Source organism: Pseudomonas sp. 18175 (assembly GCF_050432925.1).
Lineage (GTDB): Bacteria > Pseudomonadota > Gammaproteobacteria > Pseudomonadales > Pseudomonadaceae > Aquipseudomonas.
The window spans coordinates 23,079-41,558 of record NZ_JBKFTO010000015.1; the positions used below are offsets into that span (position 1 = coordinate 23,079).

An 18,480-nucleotide genomic window follows, 5' to 3' on the forward strand; every position below is an offset into this window, starting at 1 on the left:
ATTCTGGTTGGTTGGCAAACCGGTTATTCGAAACTGGGCAGGTAGCTGTCGGCATTGTCGTAGACCATGGTCAACACCACCGTTTCGGGCGGTAGTTCGGGGGCGAGTTGGGCGATGGCCACCATGTTGGCGGCAGAGGACAAGCCCAGGCTGATGGCGTCGGTGCGCATGATGCGTTTCATCATGTCGATGCAGGCCTGGCGCGAGACCTTGAGCATGCCGTCGATCACCTCCAGGTTGAGGATGCTCGGGATCAGGCCGATCGACAGGCCCTGGATATGGTGCGGCGCGTGCTGGTTGCTCAGCAGGTCGCACTCCTCCGGCTCCACGCCCATGACGCGCACGGCCGGCCAGGTGGCTTTCAGGGTTTCGCCGATACCGGTGATGTGCCCGCCGGTGCCGATGCCGCTGACAAAATAGTCCACGCGACGGTCACCAAAGGCGCGGATGATTTCCCGTGCGGTGGTGTCGCGGTGGGTCTGCGGGTTGGCGCCGTTGCGCTGCTGGTTGAGCATCACGTAGCTGGGGTTTTCCAACTGCAACTCCATGCACTTTTCGCCGTGGGAGTTGTTGCCGCGGCGGCTGTCCGACAGCACCACCTTGGCCCCGTACAAACGCAGCAGTTTTTGCTTTTCGGGGCTGTAGTTGTCGGGGATCACCAGCACCACCTTGTAGCCCAGCACATTGCCAGCCATCACCAGGCCAATGCCGGTATTGCCACCGCTGGGTTCGATAATGGTTTGCCCAGAGTCGCGGATCAGCACGCCCCGGCGCTCGGCGTCGAGGATCATGCCCAGGGCAATGCGTGCCTTGTGGCTGCCACCGGGGTTGAGGGATTCGAGCTTGGCGTAGACCTCAATGCCGAGGTCTTCGGAAAACTGCGCCAGGCGCACGATTGGCGTGTGGCCGATCGCGTCGAGAATAGAGTTATGCAACATCAGGTAGGAGCCCATGGCCGGAGGTCAGTACAAAGGCATGTCGGGTTCGACATCGCGAACCCAATGTTTCATGCCGCCCTGCAAGACTTTGGTGTTGGCAAAACCGGCCGCCAATAATGTGCTGGCGGCCTGTTCGGCGCGGGTGCCGGCGTAGCAGATCAGGTAGTGGGTATTGTCGCGACTGAGGTTACCCAGTTGCCCATCCAGTTCGGCCAGCGGGATGTGTACCACACCCGGCAATTTGCACACTTCCAGTTCGCTGGCATCGCGCACATCCAGCAGCACATCGGCGCTGCGCGGGTGCTCGAGCAGTTGCTTGAGCACGCGAGGCTTGATGTAGCGTTCTTCGGCCAGGCACGGTTTGCTTGGCACGGCATCGGCGCAGACCGCCGCGGTGTGGGGTTCGCTGCGGCGTAAATCTGAACAGCACGGGCAGTCGGCGCGGCGCTTGAAGCCGATCTCGCTGAACTTCATCGCCAGCGCATCGAAGCGCATCAAGCGGCCGGACAACGGCTCGCCAATACCGATCAGCAGTTTGATCGCCTCGGTGGCCTGGATCATGCCGACCACCCCAGGCAGTACGCCGATCACACCGCCGGCGCTGCAATTGGGCGCCAGCTCAGCGGGCGGAGCCTTGGGGAACAGGCAGCGATAGCACGGCCCACCTTTATAGTTGAGCACGCTGATCTGCCCGTCGAAACGGTAGATGGCGCCGTACACCAGGGGTTTGCCCAGTTGCACGCAGGCGTCGTTGACCAGGTAGCGGGTGTCGAAGTTGTCGGTACCATCGATCACCAGGTCGTAGGAGCCCACCAGTTCTAGGGCGTTGTCGGCGTTCAGCGCGGTGTCGTGGGCGTTGATCTGGATGTGGCGGTTGAGGTCTTGCAGGCGCCGCTTGGCGGACTCGACCTTGGGCATGCCCAGGGTGCTGTTGCCGTGGACGATCTGGCGTTGCAGGTTGCTGCTTTCGACCACATCAAAATCCACCAGCCCCAGGGTGCCGATGCCGGCCGCCGCCAGGTACAGGCTGATGGGCGAGCCCAGGCCACCGGTGCCGATGATCAGCACCTTGGCTTTCTTGAGGTTCAACTGGCCTTCGCGACCGACGCCGGGCAGGGTGATATGGCGCACGTAGCGCTGGACTTCTTCGTTGCTCAAGGTGTCGACGTCGATGCCACCGGAGGTGGCGAGCAGCACTTCGATCCGGGCCTTTTCCGGCAGCGTATCGTCGGCGTCAATCAGGGCTTCCTCGGCGGTAAACAGGAAGTGTTCCTTGAGCTGGTTGTTCTTCTCGTGGAACAGGTGCGGCCGCAGTTGCGGGTGGCTGTTGCAGAGGTTTTCAATGACTTCGCGCAATGTCGATCCGGTGCCCTCAAGGGTCGATTCCGGCAGCTTGGCCACGCGAACCAGAATGTCGGGGAAAGAGACAGCGTTCATGGACAACTCCGTGTGCAGGTCGTTGAAAGGGTTGAGGGCGAAATGCTTGCCGTCCCAGGCAAACAGCTTGGAGCCCAGGGCCTGGCCCTGACGAACGTCTACCACCAAGTAACTGACGGGGTAGATCGGCTCGCCCATGAACAGCGCCTTGTCCTGGTCTTCGTCGCTGAAATAGGCACCGACATCCGGGTGGGAGTGGTAGATCACCACCACCGGGTTGTCGCTGCGAAACGCTTTATTCATCAGCAGGGTGTCGGCCACCGAAAACGTGTAGCCGTTGGCCGCGCTGCGTGGGTACATCTCGGGGTTCTTGCGGTGCAGCTCATTCTGGATATTGCTGCCCAGGTACACGCTGCCGTCGGCGAAGACAAAGCCACAACATTCTTCGGGATAGCTGCCGCTTGCGTGGGCGTAGATCTGTTCCAGGGCTTTTGGGCGGAGGACGTCCATGTTTCTCTCGCTGGGTGGTTGAACGGTCAATTTTTCTTGGTCAGTAGCTTTTCAACGGGCAACTTGGTGATCGCAAAGCCTGCCAGCAGGATGGCCGAGTACAGCATCAGGTCGCGGGAAATCGCCACGCCCTCGTACCAGGCGCCGATGATCACCGCGAACACCGGGAAGATGATGAACACGAATGACAGGATGATCGGGCTCAAGCGCTTGAGCAGCATGAAGTACACGATGAACCCACCCACCGAGGCCACCAGCCCGAGGTAGAACAGCGCACCCCAGGAGCGCAGGGTGATGGCCTCGAAGGTCGGCGTTTCAAACCACAGACCGGCGACAAACAGCATCAGCCCGGCAATGCCGATGGGCAGGGTGTTGTAGGTGATCACGCTGATGGCGCTGCCTTTTTGCTTGGTAATCACGTAGCACAAGGCATGCATGATCGCGGCAGTGAGGATCGCCAGCACCCCGAAGAACTCGGCGTGATCCAGGTGCAGGCCCTGGCTCTTGATGATCATGTAGAGGCTGCCGAAACCGATACCGATGCCGACCACCTGGGAAAAGTAGATGCGCTCACGCAGGAACAGCGCGGAAAAAATCAGGATGAACACCGGCATGCAACTGAACAGCAGGGCGGTGAGGCCGGACGAAACATGCATTTCGCCATAATTGAGCAGGTAATAGGGAACGCTGAAGTAGGACAGGGTCACGAATACAAAGAACCAGCGGCTCTCACGGGGAAACAGGATGGGCTCGCGGCGTACCATGGCAAAACACAGGAACAGCGGGAAGGCGATCAAAAAACGCAGGCCGGCGGAGGTCAGCGGTGGCACGCTCTCCACGGCGATCTTGATCCCCAGCCACGTGGTGCCCCAACTCAGGCACACGATCAGGAACATCACGCTGGTGACCAGGCCTGCCAGCCACTGTTTTTGGTTTTTGGCCTTGGCGGTATTTTCGAGAACGGCGGACATTGGCATCGTTTATTGCTTCCCTGAGCCGGAATTGAACTCTATATTGAGCTTGTAATGAGTTGTAAAATTCGGCGATTGCACCCGTAAAAGCACACTATTAGGGCGAAAGATGGCTGTCAAAACAAATATTGACATGGTGTCAATTATGCGTGAGGGGTTGTCCAACGGGCAGGGCGTGAAGTACAAGCGCCTGTCCGATGTCATGGAACGGGGCATCCTTGAAGGCTTGATTGAACCGGGAAGAAAACTGCCGCCCCATCGGGTGCTTTCCGACAATCTTGGCGTCACCATCGGCACCATCAGCCGGGCCTACGGAGAACTGGAACGCCTGGGGTTGGTCGTGGCGCGGGTGGGTGACGGTACTTTCGTACGCAAGCGTGGGATGGAGCGCCAGCGTGATGAAGGCTTTCGCAACTTCAGCGAGGAGCCGCGCCAGTACTTCGACATGAGCCGCAACATGCATATCCCGGGGCAGGAAACCGCGTTCCTGGCCCAAAGCTTCCAAACCCTGTCGACCAACGCCAAGTTCCTCCAGGACATCAGCGCCTACACCCCGGACGCTGGCCTGCCGCGTTACCGCGAGGCGGGTGCGCAGTGGCTGGTGCAGCGCGATTTCCACCCGATCCCTGAGCAGGTCATCTGCGTCAATGGCGGCCAGCATGGCTTGCTCTGCGCGATGATGGCGTTGCTGCGCGCCGGCGATACGGTGGTGACCGAGCAACTGACGTACCCAGGCCTGATCACTGCCGCGCGCATGCTCGGTATTCGCCTGATCGGCTTGGAAATGGACGACGAAGGCGTACTGCCCAGTGCGTTGGATGAAGTCTGTCGTAACCACCGGGTTTCAGCGCTGTATTGCACGCCGACCATCCAGAATCCGACGACTGCGGTGTTATCGATCCCGCGCCGGGAAGCCCTGGCCAAAGTCTGCCGTGAACACAACCTGTTGATTCTTGAAGATGAGGCCCACGGCGTATTGGTCGAAGACCGGCCGCCGCCCCTCAGTTTTTTCGCACCTGAGCGTACGATCTTGATCAGCAGCCTGAGCAAAGCGGTGTCGGCAGGGCTGCGTGTGGGCTATGTGCATGCGCCGCCGGCGTTGGTTAGCCGTATTTCGGCAGCGCTGCGTTCAACCTGTTGGATGGCGACGCCGGTCACCCTGGAACTGGCCACCCAATGGATCGAAAACGGCACGGCCGAATACCTGTTGCGCCAGCAGATCAACGAAATCAGCCGGCGCAAAGCCCTGGTACGCGACCTGCTGGCCGGCTTGGAATACCGCACCCACCTCAACAGCCCGCATTTCTGGATTGAAGTACCGGAGCCCTGGCGTGCGTCGGAGATTGAGGCCGAGCTCAAGCAGAATAATTACCTGATCGCCACCGCCGAAGCGTTTGCGGTAGGGCAGACGGCGGTGCCGCAGTTTATTCGGGCAAGTATCTGCAATACGTCGGGGGATGATCAGTTGTTGCTGGCGGGGTTTGATGCGTTGGCTACAGCGCTGGGGCAGGGTGGGGGGAGGTTTCATCTGTAGGCGGGGATATACACTGAACCAAATGTGGGAGCGGCGGTGCGACGATTCGACTTGCTCGCGAATGCGATGTATCAGCCAACGAATCTATTGACTGGCACACCGCATTCGCGAGCAAGCCCGCTCCCACATTGGACTGCGGCGCTGTCGGGCAACCAGCCTTACTTGAACCTACGCTCCACACCCTTCTCCACCAAAATCTTCGCCGAAATCTCCTCCACCGAAAAATGCGTGGAATTGATGTGCGCAATATTCTCGCGACGGAACAGATTTTCCACTTCGCGCACTTCGAATTCGCACTGGGCATAGCTGGAGTAGCGGCTATTAGGCTTGCGCTCATTGCGAATTGCAGTCAGGCGATCCGGGTCGATGGTCAGGCCGAATAGCTTGTGGGAATGGGCGCGCAGGGCGGCCGGAAGGGTCAGATGCTCCATGTCGTCTTCTGTCAGCGGGTAGTTGGCCGCACGGATACCGAATTGCATGGCCATGTAGAGACAGGTAGGCGTCTTGCCGCAGCGGGACACGCCCACCAGGATCAGGTCGGCCTTGTCGTAGTAATGGGTACGGGCGCCGTCGTCGTTGTCGAGGGCGAAGTTCACCGCCTCGATCCGCTCCATATAGTTGGAGTTGTGGCCAATGGAATGGGACTTTCCTACCGAGTACGAGGAATGTTCACTCAGCTCTTGCTCCAGCGGCGCCAGGAACGTGGAGAAAATGTCGATCATGAAACCATTCGAAGTTGCGAGGATCTCACGGATGTCTTGATTGACGATGGTGTCGAAAATGATCGGCCGAAAGCCGTCTTTTTCAGCCGCCAGATTGATTTGTTGTACCATGGCCCGCGCTTTTTCCACGCTGTCGATGTACGGCCGTGTGAATTTGGCGAAGGTAATGTTTTCGAACTGCGCGAGCAGGCTTTGACCCAATGTTTCGGCTGTAATGCCGGTGCCGTCGGAGATAAAGAAAGCAGATCGTTTCATTTGAGCCCTGGGCCTTAAGCTGATGGCGAATCTTGGATATGATAGGCGCGATTTTGCCGTCCCGCAGTGGGCCGCATTCTCACTTATTTTCCAGGTCCAGGCCACAAGCGCCGGCGAATGCTCCTACTGAGCGACCGGCGTCCTGAGCTTTTCCAACACAGTTAGTGGAGAGATCACCTTGGTAGAGTACGTAGTTTCCCTCGATAAGCTCGGCGTCCATGATGTAGAGCACGTAGGGGGCAAGAACGCATCCCTCGGCGAGATGATCAGTAATCTTGCAGGCGCAGGTGTCTCGGTGCCCGGTGGTTTCGCCACCACGGCCCAGGCTTACCGCGATTTCCTCGAACTGAGCGGCCTCAACGCTCAGATCCACGCCGCGCTGGACGCACTGGACGTCGATGACGTCAACGCCCTGGCCAAGACCGGCAGCCAGATCCGCCAGTGGATCATGGAAGCCGAGTTCCCCGAGAAGCTCAACGAAGAAATCCGTACTGCCTTCGCCGCCCTGTCTGCCGGTAACCCGGATGTGGCCGTGGCCGTGCGTTCCTCGGCCACCGCCGAAGACCTGCCGGACGCCTCCTTCGCGGGTCAGCAAGAGACCTTCCTGAACATCCGCGGCGTGGAAAACGTGATCCGCGCGGCCAAGGAAGTGTTCGCCTCGCTGTTCAACGATCGCGCTATTTCCTACCGTGTGCACCAAGGTTTCGACCACAAGCTGGTAGCCCTGTCTGCCGGTGTGCAGCGCATGGTGCGTTCGGAAACCGGCACCGCCGGTGTGATGTTCACCCTGGACACCGAATCCGGCTTCCGTGACGTGGTGTTCATCACCGGCGCCTACGGCCTGGGCGAAACCGTCGTACAAGGCGCGGTCAACCCCGACGAATTCTACGTCCACAAGGGCACCCTCGAAGCAGGTCGCCCGGCCATCCTGCGCCGTAACCTGGGCAGCAAGGCCATCAAGATGATCTACGGCGACGAGGCCAAGGCCGGTCGTTCGGTCAAGACCGTGGATGTCGACAAGGCCGATCGCGCACGTTTCTGCCTCACCGACGCCGAAGTCAGCGAGCTGGCCAAGCAAGCGATGATCATCGAAAAGCACTACAAGTGCCCGATGGACATCGAGTGGGCCAAGGACGGTGACGACGGCAAGCTGTACATCGTGCAGGCCCGTCCGGAAACCGTGAAGAGCCGCACTTCGGCCAACGTCATGGAGCGCTACCTGCTGAAAGAAACCGGCACCGTGCTGGTAGAGGGTCGCGCCATTGGCCAGCGCATCGGCGCCGGCAAGGTCCGCATCATTAAAGACGTGTCGGAAATGGACAAGGTCCAGCCAGGTGACGTGCTGGTCTCCGACATGACCGACCCGGACTGGGAACCGGTGATGAAGCGCGCCAGCGCCATCGTCACCAACCGTGGCGGGCGTACCTGCCACGCGGCGATCATCGCCCGTGAACTGGGTATCCCTGCGGTCGTGGGCTGCGGCAACGCCACCCAGCTGTTGAAAGACGGCCAGGGCGTGACTGTTTCCTGCGCCGAAGGCGACACTGGCTTTATCTTCGAAGGCGAGCTGGGTTTCGATATCAAGCAAAACTCCATCGACGCCATGCCCGACCTGCCGTTCAAGATCATGATGAACGTCGGCAACCCGGACCGTGCCTTTGACTTCGCGCAACTGCCGAACGCCGGTGTGGGCCTGGCCCGCCTGGAGTTCATCATCAACCGCATGATCGGCGTGCACCCCAAGGCCCTGTTGAACTACGACGGCCTGCCGCTGGACATTAAAGAAAGCGTCGACAAGCGCATCGCCGGTTACAACGACCCGGTGGGCTTCTACGTCGAGAAGCTGGTGGAAGGCATCAGCACCCTGGCGGCGGCGTTCTACCCGAAAAAGGTCATCGTGCGTCTGTCGGACTTCAAGTCTAACGAATACGCCAACCTGATCGGCGGCAAGCTCTACGAGCCGGAAGAAGAAAACCCGATGTTGGGCTTCCGTGGCGCCTCGCGCTACATCAGCGAAGCGTTCCGTGACTGCTTCGAACTCGAATGCCGCGCCCTCAAGCGCGTGCGCAACGAGATGGGCCTGGACAACGTCGAGATCATGGTGCCGTTCGTGCGCACCCTGGGTGAAGCGAGCCAGGTCATCGACCTGCTGGCGGAAAACGGCCTGTCGCGCGGCGAAAACGGCCTGCGCGTGATCATGATGTGCGAATTGCCGTCCAACGCCATCCTGGCCGAGGAATTCCTGGAGTTCTTCGACGGTTTCTCCATCGGCTCCAACGACCTGACCCAGCTCACCCTGGGCCTGGACCGTGACTCGGGGATCATCGCGCACCTGTTCGACGAGCGTAATCCTGCGGTCAAGAAGCTGCTGTCCAATGCCATCCAGGCCTGTAACAAGGCCGGCAAGTACATCGGCATCTGCGGCCAAGGCCCTTCCGATCACCCTGACCTGGCCCGGTGGCTGATGGAACAGGGCATCGAAAGCGTCTCGTTGAACCCCGATTCCGTGCTGGAAACCTGGTTCTTCCTGGCGGAAGGCCAAGCGTCCGCCTAAGGTCGTTACGTCAAAAGTGCCGGTCTCCCGTCGAGGGTGACCGGCATTCTTATCTGTGCAGGGCGGGATTCCCTACGGACGCCGCCCTTTTTTGTGCAAGAGCATTATGCAAAGCAGCAGCAACCTGTTTCCCGTCGCCCTGATCAGCGCTGAACGTCGAGGCGACCTGAGTGAAGATGTGTACCGGCTCAAGCCCGGTAACAGTCCCGACGGTACCGTCGAGCTCGCAGTTACCCGCTTGGGTCTGGCCGATGTCCCGGAAAACCGGGGCATTCCGGTTATTTTGTTGCATGGCAGTTTCTCCAATCGACGCTTCTGGTATTCGCCAAAAGGCATCGGCCTGGGTGCCTACCTGGCGCGCCAGGGGTTTGATGTGTGGATCCCGGAGATGCGCGGCCATGGCCTGTCCAAGCGCAACCAGGGCTACGCCCGTAACCGCGTGGCCGACTACGCACGCTACGATTTGCCGGCCATTGGCGCGTTTGTGCGTGAGCAAAGTGCGCAAATCCCCCACTGGATCGGCCATTCCCTGGGTGGCACCAGCCTGGCGGCGGCCCTTGGTGGGCAGCACCTGGGGGCGCCGGTGGTGGCGTCGGTGGCGTTGTTTGGGTGTCAGGTCAGTCGCACCCATTGGCCGTTGAAACTGCCGCCAGTGGAGTGGACGGGGCGCTTGCTGTTGAGGCGCTTCGGCGAGGTTTCCGGTTCGCGCTTCAAGCGCGGCCCAGAGGACGAGCCGGCGGGTGTGCTGGTCGAGGCCATGCGTTGGAATGGCCTGTTCGGGCGCTTCGGCGAAGGTAAAAACGATTGGTGGAAGGGCTTGGCTGAGGTCGATGTGCCGTTCCTGGCAGTGAGCGCAGCAGGCGATCATCAAGACCCGGACTGGGCCTGCCGCAAGCTGTTTGAACAGGTCGGTTCCGAGCATCGCCAGTACGTGTGCCTAGGGCGCCAGCAAGGTTTCAGCGGGGATTTCGGGCACGTGGAGATGCTGGTCAGCAAACCCGCTCAGGCCGAGGTGTGGCCGCTGGTGGAGCGCTGGTTGAAAGACCCGTTTACACCGTTATTCGAAGCGCCGGCGTTGGCAACCGTTTGATTAAACGCTCTGCCAAGGGCGTTTCGCTCCTGGCAGGTTGGGGCTAAGATATGACGCGCTGGACGCTTCTGGTCATATTCAGTCGCGCAGTGGCTATTGCGTTGCGGCGAAGCGAGTGGGATGTTGCCCGCCTGTTTCGACCGGTACTTCCTTGAAAGACACTTCTTTGGCAGAAAGGAATTTTTCGATGAACCATTACGTGACCCCCGACCTGTGCGACGCCTACCCGGAACGGGTACAGGTGGTCGAGCCGATGTTCAGTAACTTCGGCGGCCGAGACTCTTTTGGTGGCGAGATTGTCACCATCAAGTGCTTCGAGGATAACTCGCTGGTCAAGGAACAAGCCGAGCAGCCGGGCGCCGGCAAGGTGCTGGTGGTCGACGGTGGTGGTTCCCTGCGCCGGGCCCTGTTGGGCGACATGATCGCCGAGAAAGCCGCGAAAAACGGTTGGGAAGGGCTGGTGATCTACGGTTGCATCCGTGATGTCGACGTCATCGCCCAGACCGACCTGGGGGTGCAGGCCCTGGCCAGCCACCCGATGAAGACCGACAAACGCGGCATCGGCGACCTGAACGTAGTGGTCACCTTTGCGGGCGTGACCTTCCGCCCGGGCGAATACATCTACGCCGACAATAACGGCGTGATCGTCTCGCCCAGCCCGCTGAAAATGCCTGAATAAAACCGCAATAACCGACAGGGGTGAGGATGTTCGAGGAAGAAAACGCGCAATGGGGGCTGGTACATGCCCTGGTGCTGGACGGTAAAGGCGGTGCGCGTTCGATTGCCCGGACTGAGCTCGACGACTTGCAACTACAGCCCCAGGAAAGCCTGTGGCTGCACTGGGATCGCAGCCATCCGCAAACCCAGACCTGGTTGCGCAAGTCCAGTGGCTTGAGTGAATTCGCCTGTGACCTGCTGCTGGAGGAGAACACCCGCCCGCGTCTGTTGCCGCTGCCGGATTCGGAACTGCTGCTGTTCCTGCGCGGGATCAACCTCAATCCTGGGGCCGAGCCGGAAGACATGGTTTCGGTGCGCATCTTTGCCGCCGCCAACCGCGTGATCTCCCTGCGCCTGCGCCCGCTGCGTGCCACCGATGAATTGCTGGTGCAGTTGGCGGATGGCAAAGGGCCGAAAACCGCGTCGGAACTTATCCTTTATATGGCGCAGTACCTGACCAATAAAGTGCAGGATCTGGTCACCGACCTGTCTGAAATCGTCGATACCGAAGAAGAAAAGCTCGACGCCGACGAACGGTATACCCCGGAGCATGGCAGCGTCCTACAGATTCGTCGGCGAGCGGCCGGGCTCAAGCGATTCCTTGCGCCGCAGCGGGATATTTTTGCCCAACTGACACGGATCAAACTGCCTTGGTTCTGCGATGACGACGCCGACTACTGGAACGAATTGAACAACAGCCTGACCCGCTACCTGGAAGAGCTCGAATTGACCCGAGAGCGCGTGGGGCTTGTGCTTGAGGCTGAAGACCGGCGCTTGAGCGTGCGCATGAACCGCACCATGTATCGCTTTGGGATCATCACTGGGATCTTCCTGCCGATGAGTTTTCTCACAGGCCTGTTGGGGATAAACGTCGGCGGGATTCCGTTCTCCGCCAGCCCCTATGGATTCGTGATTGCCTGCCTGATGATGGTGGCTGTCGCGTTGGGACAATGGTGGCTGTTTCGGCGATTGCGCTGGGTTTGAGCTGAATATGAGCTGAACGTAGGAAGGGTCCTATGTGACCCAAAGAATTTAACCCTCGTCTTTTAAAACACTTGCGAGAGGTCTTTATGCACGATCCGTTCGAACAGTCTTTGCGTGACATGCTCAATGCTTCGCCATCCAACCGGGATGACGATGCCTGCCTGGGCCGCGTACTGAAAACCGCCAACCGCCAGGTCGGGGCGGGCGATTTGTTCGGTCTGCTCGGGCGCTGGTTGCCGGCGTTGATGATGGCCCTGAACAACGGTTCGGCCCATGTCTCACCGGTTTCCCGTCGTAAACCTCTTGCTCGCACTGCTGATAAGGCTGATTGAATATGGAACTTGATCTCTGGACCCAGAGCCTGGTCACCGCGATGACCGCATTGTGGACCAAGGTGGCGAACTTCATTCCCAACCTGTTTGGTGCCCTGGTACTGGTGTTGCTGGGCTTTGTCGTGGCCAAGCTGCTCGACACCCTGCTGTCCAAACTGCTCGCGAAACTGGGCCTTGACCGCCTGATGGCAGGCACTGGCCTGACCAAGCTGTTGGGGCGCGCCGGGCTGCAAGTGCCGATCTCAACGCTGATCGGCAAGATCGTCTACTGGTTCGTTTTGTTGATTTTTCTGGTTTCTGCGGCTCAATCCCTTGGCCTTGAGCGAGTTTCAGCTACGCTCGACATGCTGGCGCTGTATTTGCCGAAGGTTTTCGGCGGCGCGTTGGTACTGCTGGTAGGCGTTTTGCTGGCGCAACTGGCCAATGGGCTGGTGCGCGGTGCCGCTGAAGGCGTGGGGCTGGACTATGCCGCCGGCCTTGGGCGAATCGCCCAGGGGTTGGTGATCATCATCAGTATTTCGGTCGCGATCAGCCAGTTGGAGGTCAAGACTGACCTGCTCAACCATGTGATTGTGATTGTTTTGATTACCGTTGGTCTGGCCGTTGCACTGGCCATGGGGTTGGGAAGCCGGGAAATTGCCGGTCAGATTCTTGCGGGAATCTATGTGCGTGAGTTGTATCAGGTTGGGCAACAGGTGCGTGTAGGCGAGGTCGAAGGGCAGATCGAGGAGATCGGCACAGTCAAGACGACGGTGCTGACCGATGACGGCGACCTCGTGTCGTTGTCCAATCGGATTCTCCTGGAGCAGCAGGTCAGTAGCCGCTAATCCGGCAAACCCTGCTAATGTACGCCGCCGCAAACCCGGCTGACCGGGCTGTAGCGGACATTGACCTGACTGTCGGCACGACTTGTTTTGAATAAAGCCCAAACGCTGTCCACGCGCTATGACCCCCGTGAGCTCTCTGATGAGGAGTTGGTCGCGCGCTCGCACACGGAGCTGTTTCACGTAACTCGCGCGTACGAAGAATTGATGCGCAGATATCAACGCACTCTGTTCAACGTTTGTTCAAGGTATTTAGGGAACGATAGAGATGCGGATGATGTCTGTCAGGAAGTGATGCTCAAGGTGCTGTATGGCTTGAAGAACTTCGAGGGGAAATCGAAGTTCAAGACATGGCTATATAGCATCACGTACAACGAGTGCATCACGCAGTATCGTAAGGAACGGCGAAAGCGTCGCTTGATGGACGCCTTGAGTCTGGACCCCCTTGAGGAAGCGTCTGAAGAAAAGGCGCCGGCACCCGAGGAGAAGGGCGGACTCGATCGCTGGTTGGTGTATGTGAACCCGATTGACCGGGAAATTCTGGTGCTACGTTTTGTCGCAGAGCTGGAGTTCCAGGAAATCGCTGACATCATGCACATGGGTTTGAGTGCTACAAAAATGCGTTACAAACGTGCTCTAGATAAATTACGTGAGAAATTTGCGGGCGAGACTGAAACTTAGTGCGTGGCAAATATCTCTTACGTGTAGGCAAGTTCTGTTAGACTTGTCGCCGAGTTGTCCCCCGGTTTGTGGGACTGCTTTACAATCACCAGATGGGGATTTAACGGATGAAACTGAAAAACACCTTGGGCTTGGCCATTGGTACTCTTATTGCCGCTACTTCGTTCGGCGCACTGGCACAAGGCCAAGGCGCAGTTGAAGGCCAGCTGTTCTACAAAAAGCAGTTCAACGATAGCGTCAAGCACATCGAAGACGGCTACAACCCTGGCGCCAGCATCGGTTACTTCATTACCGACGACGTGTCGGTTAACCTGAACTACGACACCACCAACCACACCCGTTCGAACGACGGTACTGGCAACCAGAAGATCAAAGGTGACACTGGCAGCGTGACTGCTCAGTACCACTTCGGTCAGGCCGGCGTTGATTCCCTGCGTCCATACGTAGAAGGTGGTTTCGGTCACCAGTCCCGTACCAACGTACAGGCTGACGGCCACAGCGGTCGCGACCAGTCGACCCTGGCTATCGCTGGTGCTGGTGTGAAGTACTACTTCACCGACAACCTGTTCGCCCGTGCTGGTGTTGAATCCGACTACAACCTGGACAACGGCAAGTGGGATTACTCCGCACTGGTTGGCCTGGGTGTGAACTTCGGCGGCAACGCTGGCAAAGTAGCTCCAGCTCCTGCCCCAGCACCAGCTCCAGAGCCAACTCCAGAGCCAGAAGCTCCAGTTGCTCAGGTTGTTCGTGTTGAGCTGGACGTTAAGTTCGACTTCGACAAGGCCATTGTTAAGCAAAACAGCTACGGCGACGTGACAAACCTGGCCGACTTCATGAAGCAGTACCCACAAACCACCACCGTGGTTGAAGGTCACACTGACTCCGTAGGCCCAGACGCTTACAACCAGAAGCTGTCCCAGCGTCGTGCTGACGCTGTGAAGAAAGTTCTGGAAGACAAAGGTATTGCTGGTAACCGCATCCAATCCGTTGGTTACGGTGAAACCCGCCCAGTTGCTGACAACGCAACTGAAGCTGGTCGTGCTGTTAACCGTCGCGTAGAAGCGTCGGTTGAAGCTCAAGCTGCTCAGTAATCACTGAGTAGTCGAAAAAAGCCCGGCTTAGGCCGGGCTTTTTTTCGCCTGCGATTCGCCTTAGGCGCTGGCTGCCGCTGCGAGGCAAGCCGTTTGTTCAGCGCCGGCTACGCGGCCGATCACCAGAATTGCCGGGCTTTTCAATGCAAATGCCTGCGCATCCTCGTACATCCGCGACAGCTCGCTGCGACATTCCCGTTGCTGGGGCAGCGATGCGTTCTCGATCATTGCCACCGGCATATCCGCCGGCATGCCGCCGTCCAGCAATTGCTGACGAATGTCCTCCAGCTTCGCGACGCCCATATACACCACCAGCGTCGTCCCGCCTTCTGCCAATGCCCGCCAATTCAGGCTGCTGTCGTCCTGGGTGTGTGCGGTCACCAGGGTTACACCCCGGCTGACACCGCGCAATGTGAGGGGGATTGAGCAATTCGTCGCCCCCGCCAGGCCTGCGGTGATGCCGTTGACCAACTCCACCTCGACGCCCCGCTCACGCAGCCACATCGCCTCTTCACCACCGCGCCCGAAAATGCACGGGTCGCCGCCCTTGAGCCGCACCACGCATTTGCCCTGACGCGCATAGCGCAGCATCAGGCGGTGGATAAAATCCTGCGGCGTTGAGCGACAACCGCCGCGCTTTCCGACCGTAATCACCCGTGCACCGGCACAGTGTTCCAGCACCATCGGGTTGACCAGATCATCAATCAGCACTACATCGGCCTCATTCAGGGCCCGTACAGCCTTGAGGGTTAACAGCTCGGGATCACCGGGACCGGCGCCCACCAGCCAGACTTTTGCGTTCATGTGTGTGTCCTCGTCCAGGGATGACGTCAGTTGTGAAAGAGTAAGTACAACAACACCAGATTGATCAGCATCGAGATCAACCCCAACGTGCGCCAGACCTTCAAGGGTTCGCGTTCCAGCAAGGGCTTGGGGCGGATGCTCAGTTCCTGCCGGTCTGCCTGTTCCAGCACCCGCAACCATTCTTCGGCGGTTTCATAACGTTGCTCCGGTAGCGCCGCCACCGCTCGCTCCAGGCTCTGGGGCAGCCAGTCCGGCAGATCAGGGCGATAGCGGCTGGCGCTGATCGGCTGGGTGAACCTGGGTCGTTGGAAAGCCTCGATTTCGCCGTAGGGGTAATGGCCCGTCAGTAGGTAATAAAGGGTGATGCCCACGCTGTACAAATCCTGCTGGGCGGTAGGGCGCTCGCCATTGAAGGCTTCAGGGGCGATAAAGCTCGGGGTGCCCGGCAGCACATGGGCGCGATCTTCTGAAAGGCCGGGGCAGTAGGCCAAGCCAAAATCCAGCACGCGTAGCTCACCATCGTCCCCCAGTAGAAGGTTTTCCGGCTTGATGTCGCGGTGCAGGATCTGCCGTCGGTGCAACAAGCCCACCGCACGCAGTAGCCGCTCGGCAATCGATTGCCATTGCGCGAGCGGCAGCGGGCCTTGCTGTTTGAAGGCTACGGCCAGGGTTTGCCCAGGGTATTCACGCATCACGTAGTACAAATGCTGACGCCCGCTGGCCGCATGCACTTCAGGAAATGCCCGCCCGGCAACCCGCCGCAGAAACCATTCCTCTGACAGCAAGGCCTGGCCGGCATCGTTGTCATCATCGCGGCTCAGCGGCAGGGTTTTCAGCAGCCAGGGTTGTTGCTGGGCATCGCGAACCCGGTACAGCAATGACTGTCGACTGTGGGCCAGCACGGTTTCCACCTGCCAACCTTCAAACTGTTGCCCAGCCTTCAAGGTCGGTGGCACCGGCCATTGCTGCAACTGCACCAAGGCATCGCCAAGGGTGGCCGCGCCGAGGCTATCGACACGTACCAGCAAAGCGCTGGCGTTGTCCTGGCTGCCTGCGAGGTGGGCCGCGTTTACCAGGGTGGTGACCGCCAGATCCAGGTCCGTTTGCTCCCGCAGGATCGCGCGGATGCTGTGATCGCCCAAGGTTGCCCACACGCCATCGCTGAGCAGCAGGAAACACTCGCCCAGGCGCAACTGGCCGTCGAGGAAATCCACCACCAGGTGTTGATCCAGCCCAAGGGCGCGCTTGAGCACATGTTGCATGCCCGGTTGGTCCCACACGTGATCTTCGCTGATGCGTTGCAACTCGCCGTCCAGCCAGCGATATGCCCGGCAATCACCGACATGCGCCAGGGTAAAGCGCTGGCCGCGAAACACCAGGGCACTGAGGGTGGTAAGCAGTGGCTGGCCACCGCCATTGGCCTGTAGCCAGCGGTTTTGTGCCAGCAGCAGGCGGTCCAAGGCCTGGGCCACGCCCCAGGTTTGCGGCGTGGCGTAGTAGTCCAGCGCCAGGGCCTGCAAGGTCGAGCGCGCCGCCAGGCCACCGTCGGCGCACTGGCTCACGCCATCGGCCATGGCGCACAGGTAGCCTTTGCTGGCGGCCAGTTCGGCTGCGGGTGTGACCACCCTCAGCGCATCCTGGTTTTCCGCCCGCGGACCGATGGCGCTGGCGTGGGCGACGCTCAGTTGCAGGCTCATCAGACCCGCGCAGCCGTCACAGCCGCCGAGCCCCAGGTGGTTCTCCAGCGACGTTTCACGCCGTGCAAACCAAACCAGGCCAGTACACCCAGGCTCGCGAACAGCCACAGCGCCATCTGATAGCTGCCGGTGCTTTGCTTGATCGCGCCCATGCCCGCCGCCAGGGCGAAACCGCCGATACCGCCGGCCATGCCAATCAGCCCGGTCATCACGCCGATCTCACGACGGAATCGTTGCGGCACCAGTTGGAATACCGCGCCATTGCCTGCGCCGAGACCGAGCATGGTGCACACGAAAAGCGCCAGTGCCGCGTAGGAACTTGGCAGGTTGAAACCCACCGCTGCGATGCAGATGGCGGCCACGCTGTACATGCCCAGCAAGGTACGGATTCCACCGAAGCGGTCGGCCAAGGCGCCGCCCAGTGGGCGCATCAAGCTGCCACCGAACACACAGGCGGCGGTGTAGTAACCAGCGGTCACCGGGCTCAGGCCGTACTGGTCGTTGAAGTAGCCGGGCAGGGCGCTGGCCAGGCCGATAAAGCCGCCGAAGGTCACGCTGTAGAAGAACATGAACCACCAGCTGTCACGGTCGCCCAGGGCCTTGAAGTAGTCGGCCATGGATTTGGCTTTCGGTCGTTCAGGGGCATTGCGCGCCAGCCAGGCAAATACGATCAGGGTGAGGATCAACGGAATCAGCGCAAAGCCAAACACATTGCTCCAGCCGAACGCGGCGGCCAGCACCGGTGCCAGCAGTGCGGCAAACACGGTGCCGGAGTTGCCGGCGCCGGCGATGCCCATGGCCTTGCCCTGGTGTTCGGCCGGGTACCACTGGGATGCCAAGGGCAGGGCGACGGCAAAGGAAGCACCGGCCATGCCCAGGAACACGCCCAGCAGCAGGGCTTGTTCGTAACTGTGGATCCCCAGTTTCCAGGCGCCGAACAAGGCGCAGATCACAATTACCTGGCCGATAAGGCCGGCGGTCTTGGGCGACAGCTTGTCTGCCAGCATGCCCATTAGAAAGCGCAATATCGCGCCGGCCAGGATCGGCGTTGCCACCATCAAGCCGCGCTGCTGGGTGGTCAGGTGCAGGTCGGCGGCAATTTGTATGGCCAGCGGGCCCAGCAGGTACCAGACCATGAAGCTCAGGTCGAAATACAGGAACGCGGCAAACAGGGTCGGGGTGTGCCCGGATTTCCAGAAGCTTGATTTCATCACGCACCTCAACGGTTGGGAGTCTTGTAAGAAGGCCTGGTGATGGGGCCGCTGGCTAAGGCCGCCCCACCGACCCCGTGCCATCGGGGCCAAAACGAAAAAACGCCGCCACCGGGTCCGCGAGGGCAAACCGGGTGTGCGACGTCTTTGTCGTGGAAGGGGCAACCGCCGTTGGTTACCTGTGAATA

General features: G+C 59.9%; 16 protein-coding genes. 9 read left to right on the forward strand and 7 right to left on the reverse strand.

Features of this window, described 5'->3' with window-relative positions; all coding sequences use genetic code 11:
• Nucleotides 1-23: 23 nt before the first annotated feature.
• From ACLD1Y_RS20605 to ACLD1Y_RS20615, 3 genes are read right to left on the reverse strand one after another with little or no spacing between them, the layout of a single operon-like run.
• Nucleotides 24-938, reverse strand: a complete 915-nt coding sequence (locus tag ACLD1Y_RS20605; protein ID WP_429479659.1) for a PLP-dependent cysteine synthase family protein — start codon at nt 936-938, stop codon at nt 24-26.
• A gap of 24 nt (nt 939-962) precedes the next feature.
• Nucleotides 963-2,825: a molybdopterin-synthase adenylyltransferase MoeB gene (gene moeB / locus ACLD1Y_RS20610; RefSeq protein WP_429479660.1), complete on the reverse strand. Its 1,863-nt coding sequence runs from the start codon at nt 2,823-2,825 to the stop codon at nt 963-965.
• 26 nt (nt 2,826-2,851) lie between these two features.
• Complete coding sequence (locus ACLD1Y_RS20615; protein ID WP_429479754.1) at nt 2,852-3,745, reverse strand: DMT family transporter; 894 nt, start codon at nt 3,743-3,745, stop codon at nt 2,852-2,854.
• A 160-nt stretch (nt 3,746-3,905) separates the two neighbouring features.
• Here ACLD1Y_RS20615 and ACLD1Y_RS20620 point away from each other — a divergent pair, with 160 nt between their 5' ends.
• On the forward strand, nt 3,906-5,330 hold the full coding sequence (locus ACLD1Y_RS20620; protein ID WP_429479661.1) for a PLP-dependent aminotransferase family protein: 1,425 nt from the start codon (nt 3,906-3,908) through the stop codon (nt 5,328-5,330).
• Nucleotides 5,331-5,488: 158 nt separating this feature from the next.
• On the opposite strand, the gene ppsR is transcribed toward ACLD1Y_RS20620, so the two are convergent.
• Nucleotides 5,489-6,307, reverse strand: coding sequence for a posphoenolpyruvate synthetase regulatory kinase/phosphorylase PpsR (ppsR, locus tag ACLD1Y_RS20625; protein WP_429479662.1), 819 nt, complete (start codon nt 6,305-6,307; stop codon nt 5,489-5,491).
• A 178-nt stretch (nt 6,308-6,485) separates the two neighbouring features.
• Between ppsR and ppsA the strand changes: the two genes are divergently transcribed.
• From ppsA to ACLD1Y_RS20665, 8 genes are all read left to right on the forward strand, one after another.
• The gene (ppsA, locus tag ACLD1Y_RS20630) at nt 6,486-8,861 is read left to right on the forward strand and encodes a phosphoenolpyruvate synthase (protein WP_429479663.1); all 2,376 of its coding nucleotides are present in this window, start codon (nt 6,486-6,488) and stop codon (nt 8,859-8,861) included.
• 106 nt (nt 8,862-8,967) lie between these two features.
• A complete protein-coding gene (locus ACLD1Y_RS20635; protein WP_429479664.1) occupies nt 8,968-9,951 on the forward strand; it encodes an alpha/beta fold hydrolase in 984 nt (327 codons plus the stop codon).
• A 187-nt stretch (nt 9,952-10,138) separates the two neighbouring features.
• Nucleotides 10,139-10,630 (forward strand): ribonuclease E activity regulator RraA, encoded by a 492-nt coding sequence (rraA, locus tag ACLD1Y_RS20640; RefSeq protein WP_429479665.1) that lies wholly within the window; start codon nt 10,139-10,141, stop codon nt 10,628-10,630.
• A 26-nt stretch (nt 10,631-10,656) separates the two neighbouring features.
• Nucleotides 10,657-11,652: a zinc transporter ZntB gene (locus tag ACLD1Y_RS20645; protein WP_429479666.1), complete on the forward strand. Its 996-nt coding sequence runs from the start codon at nt 10,657-10,659 to the stop codon at nt 11,650-11,652.
• Between the two features lie 86 nt (nt 11,653-11,738).
• Nucleotides 11,739-11,984: a hypothetical protein gene (locus ACLD1Y_RS20650; protein WP_005790375.1), complete on the forward strand. Its 246-nt coding sequence runs from the start codon at nt 11,739-11,741 to the stop codon at nt 11,982-11,984.
• Between the two features lie 2 nt (nt 11,985-11,986).
• Nucleotides 11,987-12,811, forward strand: coding sequence for a mechanosensitive ion channel family protein (locus ACLD1Y_RS20655; RefSeq protein ID WP_003175519.1), 825 nt, complete (start codon nt 11,987-11,989; stop codon nt 12,809-12,811).
• Nucleotides 12,812-12,898: 87 nt separating this feature from the next.
• A complete protein-coding gene (gene sigX / locus ACLD1Y_RS20660) occupies nt 12,899-13,489 on the forward strand; it encodes an RNA polymerase sigma factor SigX (RefSeq protein ID WP_010208495.1) in 591 nt (196 codons plus the stop codon).
• Nucleotides 13,490-13,596: 107 nt separating this feature from the next.
• Nucleotides 13,597-14,580, forward strand: coding sequence for an OmpA family protein (locus ACLD1Y_RS20665; protein ID WP_429479667.1), 984 nt, complete (start codon nt 13,597-13,599; stop codon nt 14,578-14,580).
• Between the two features lie 60 nt (nt 14,581-14,640).
• On the opposite strand, the gene cobA is transcribed toward ACLD1Y_RS20665, so the two are convergent.
• From cobA to ACLD1Y_RS20680, 3 genes are read right to left on the reverse strand one after another with little or no spacing between them, the layout of a single operon-like run.
• A complete protein-coding gene (gene cobA / locus ACLD1Y_RS20670) occupies nt 14,641-15,384 on the reverse strand; it encodes a uroporphyrinogen-III C-methyltransferase (protein WP_429479668.1) in 744 nt (247 codons plus the stop codon).
• Between the two features lie 26 nt (nt 15,385-15,410).
• Complete coding sequence (locus ACLD1Y_RS20675) at nt 15,411-17,081, reverse strand: protein kinase domain-containing protein (RefSeq protein ID WP_429479669.1); 1,671 nt, start codon at nt 17,079-17,081, stop codon at nt 15,411-15,413.
• Nucleotides 17,081-18,292, reverse strand: a complete 1,212-nt coding sequence (locus ACLD1Y_RS20680; protein WP_429479670.1) for a nitrate/nitrite transporter — start codon at nt 18,290-18,292, stop codon at nt 17,081-17,083. Before ACLD1Y_RS20680 ends, ACLD1Y_RS20675 begins: the two co-directional genes overlap by 1 nt.
• Nucleotides 18,293-18,480: the final 188 nt, after the last annotated feature.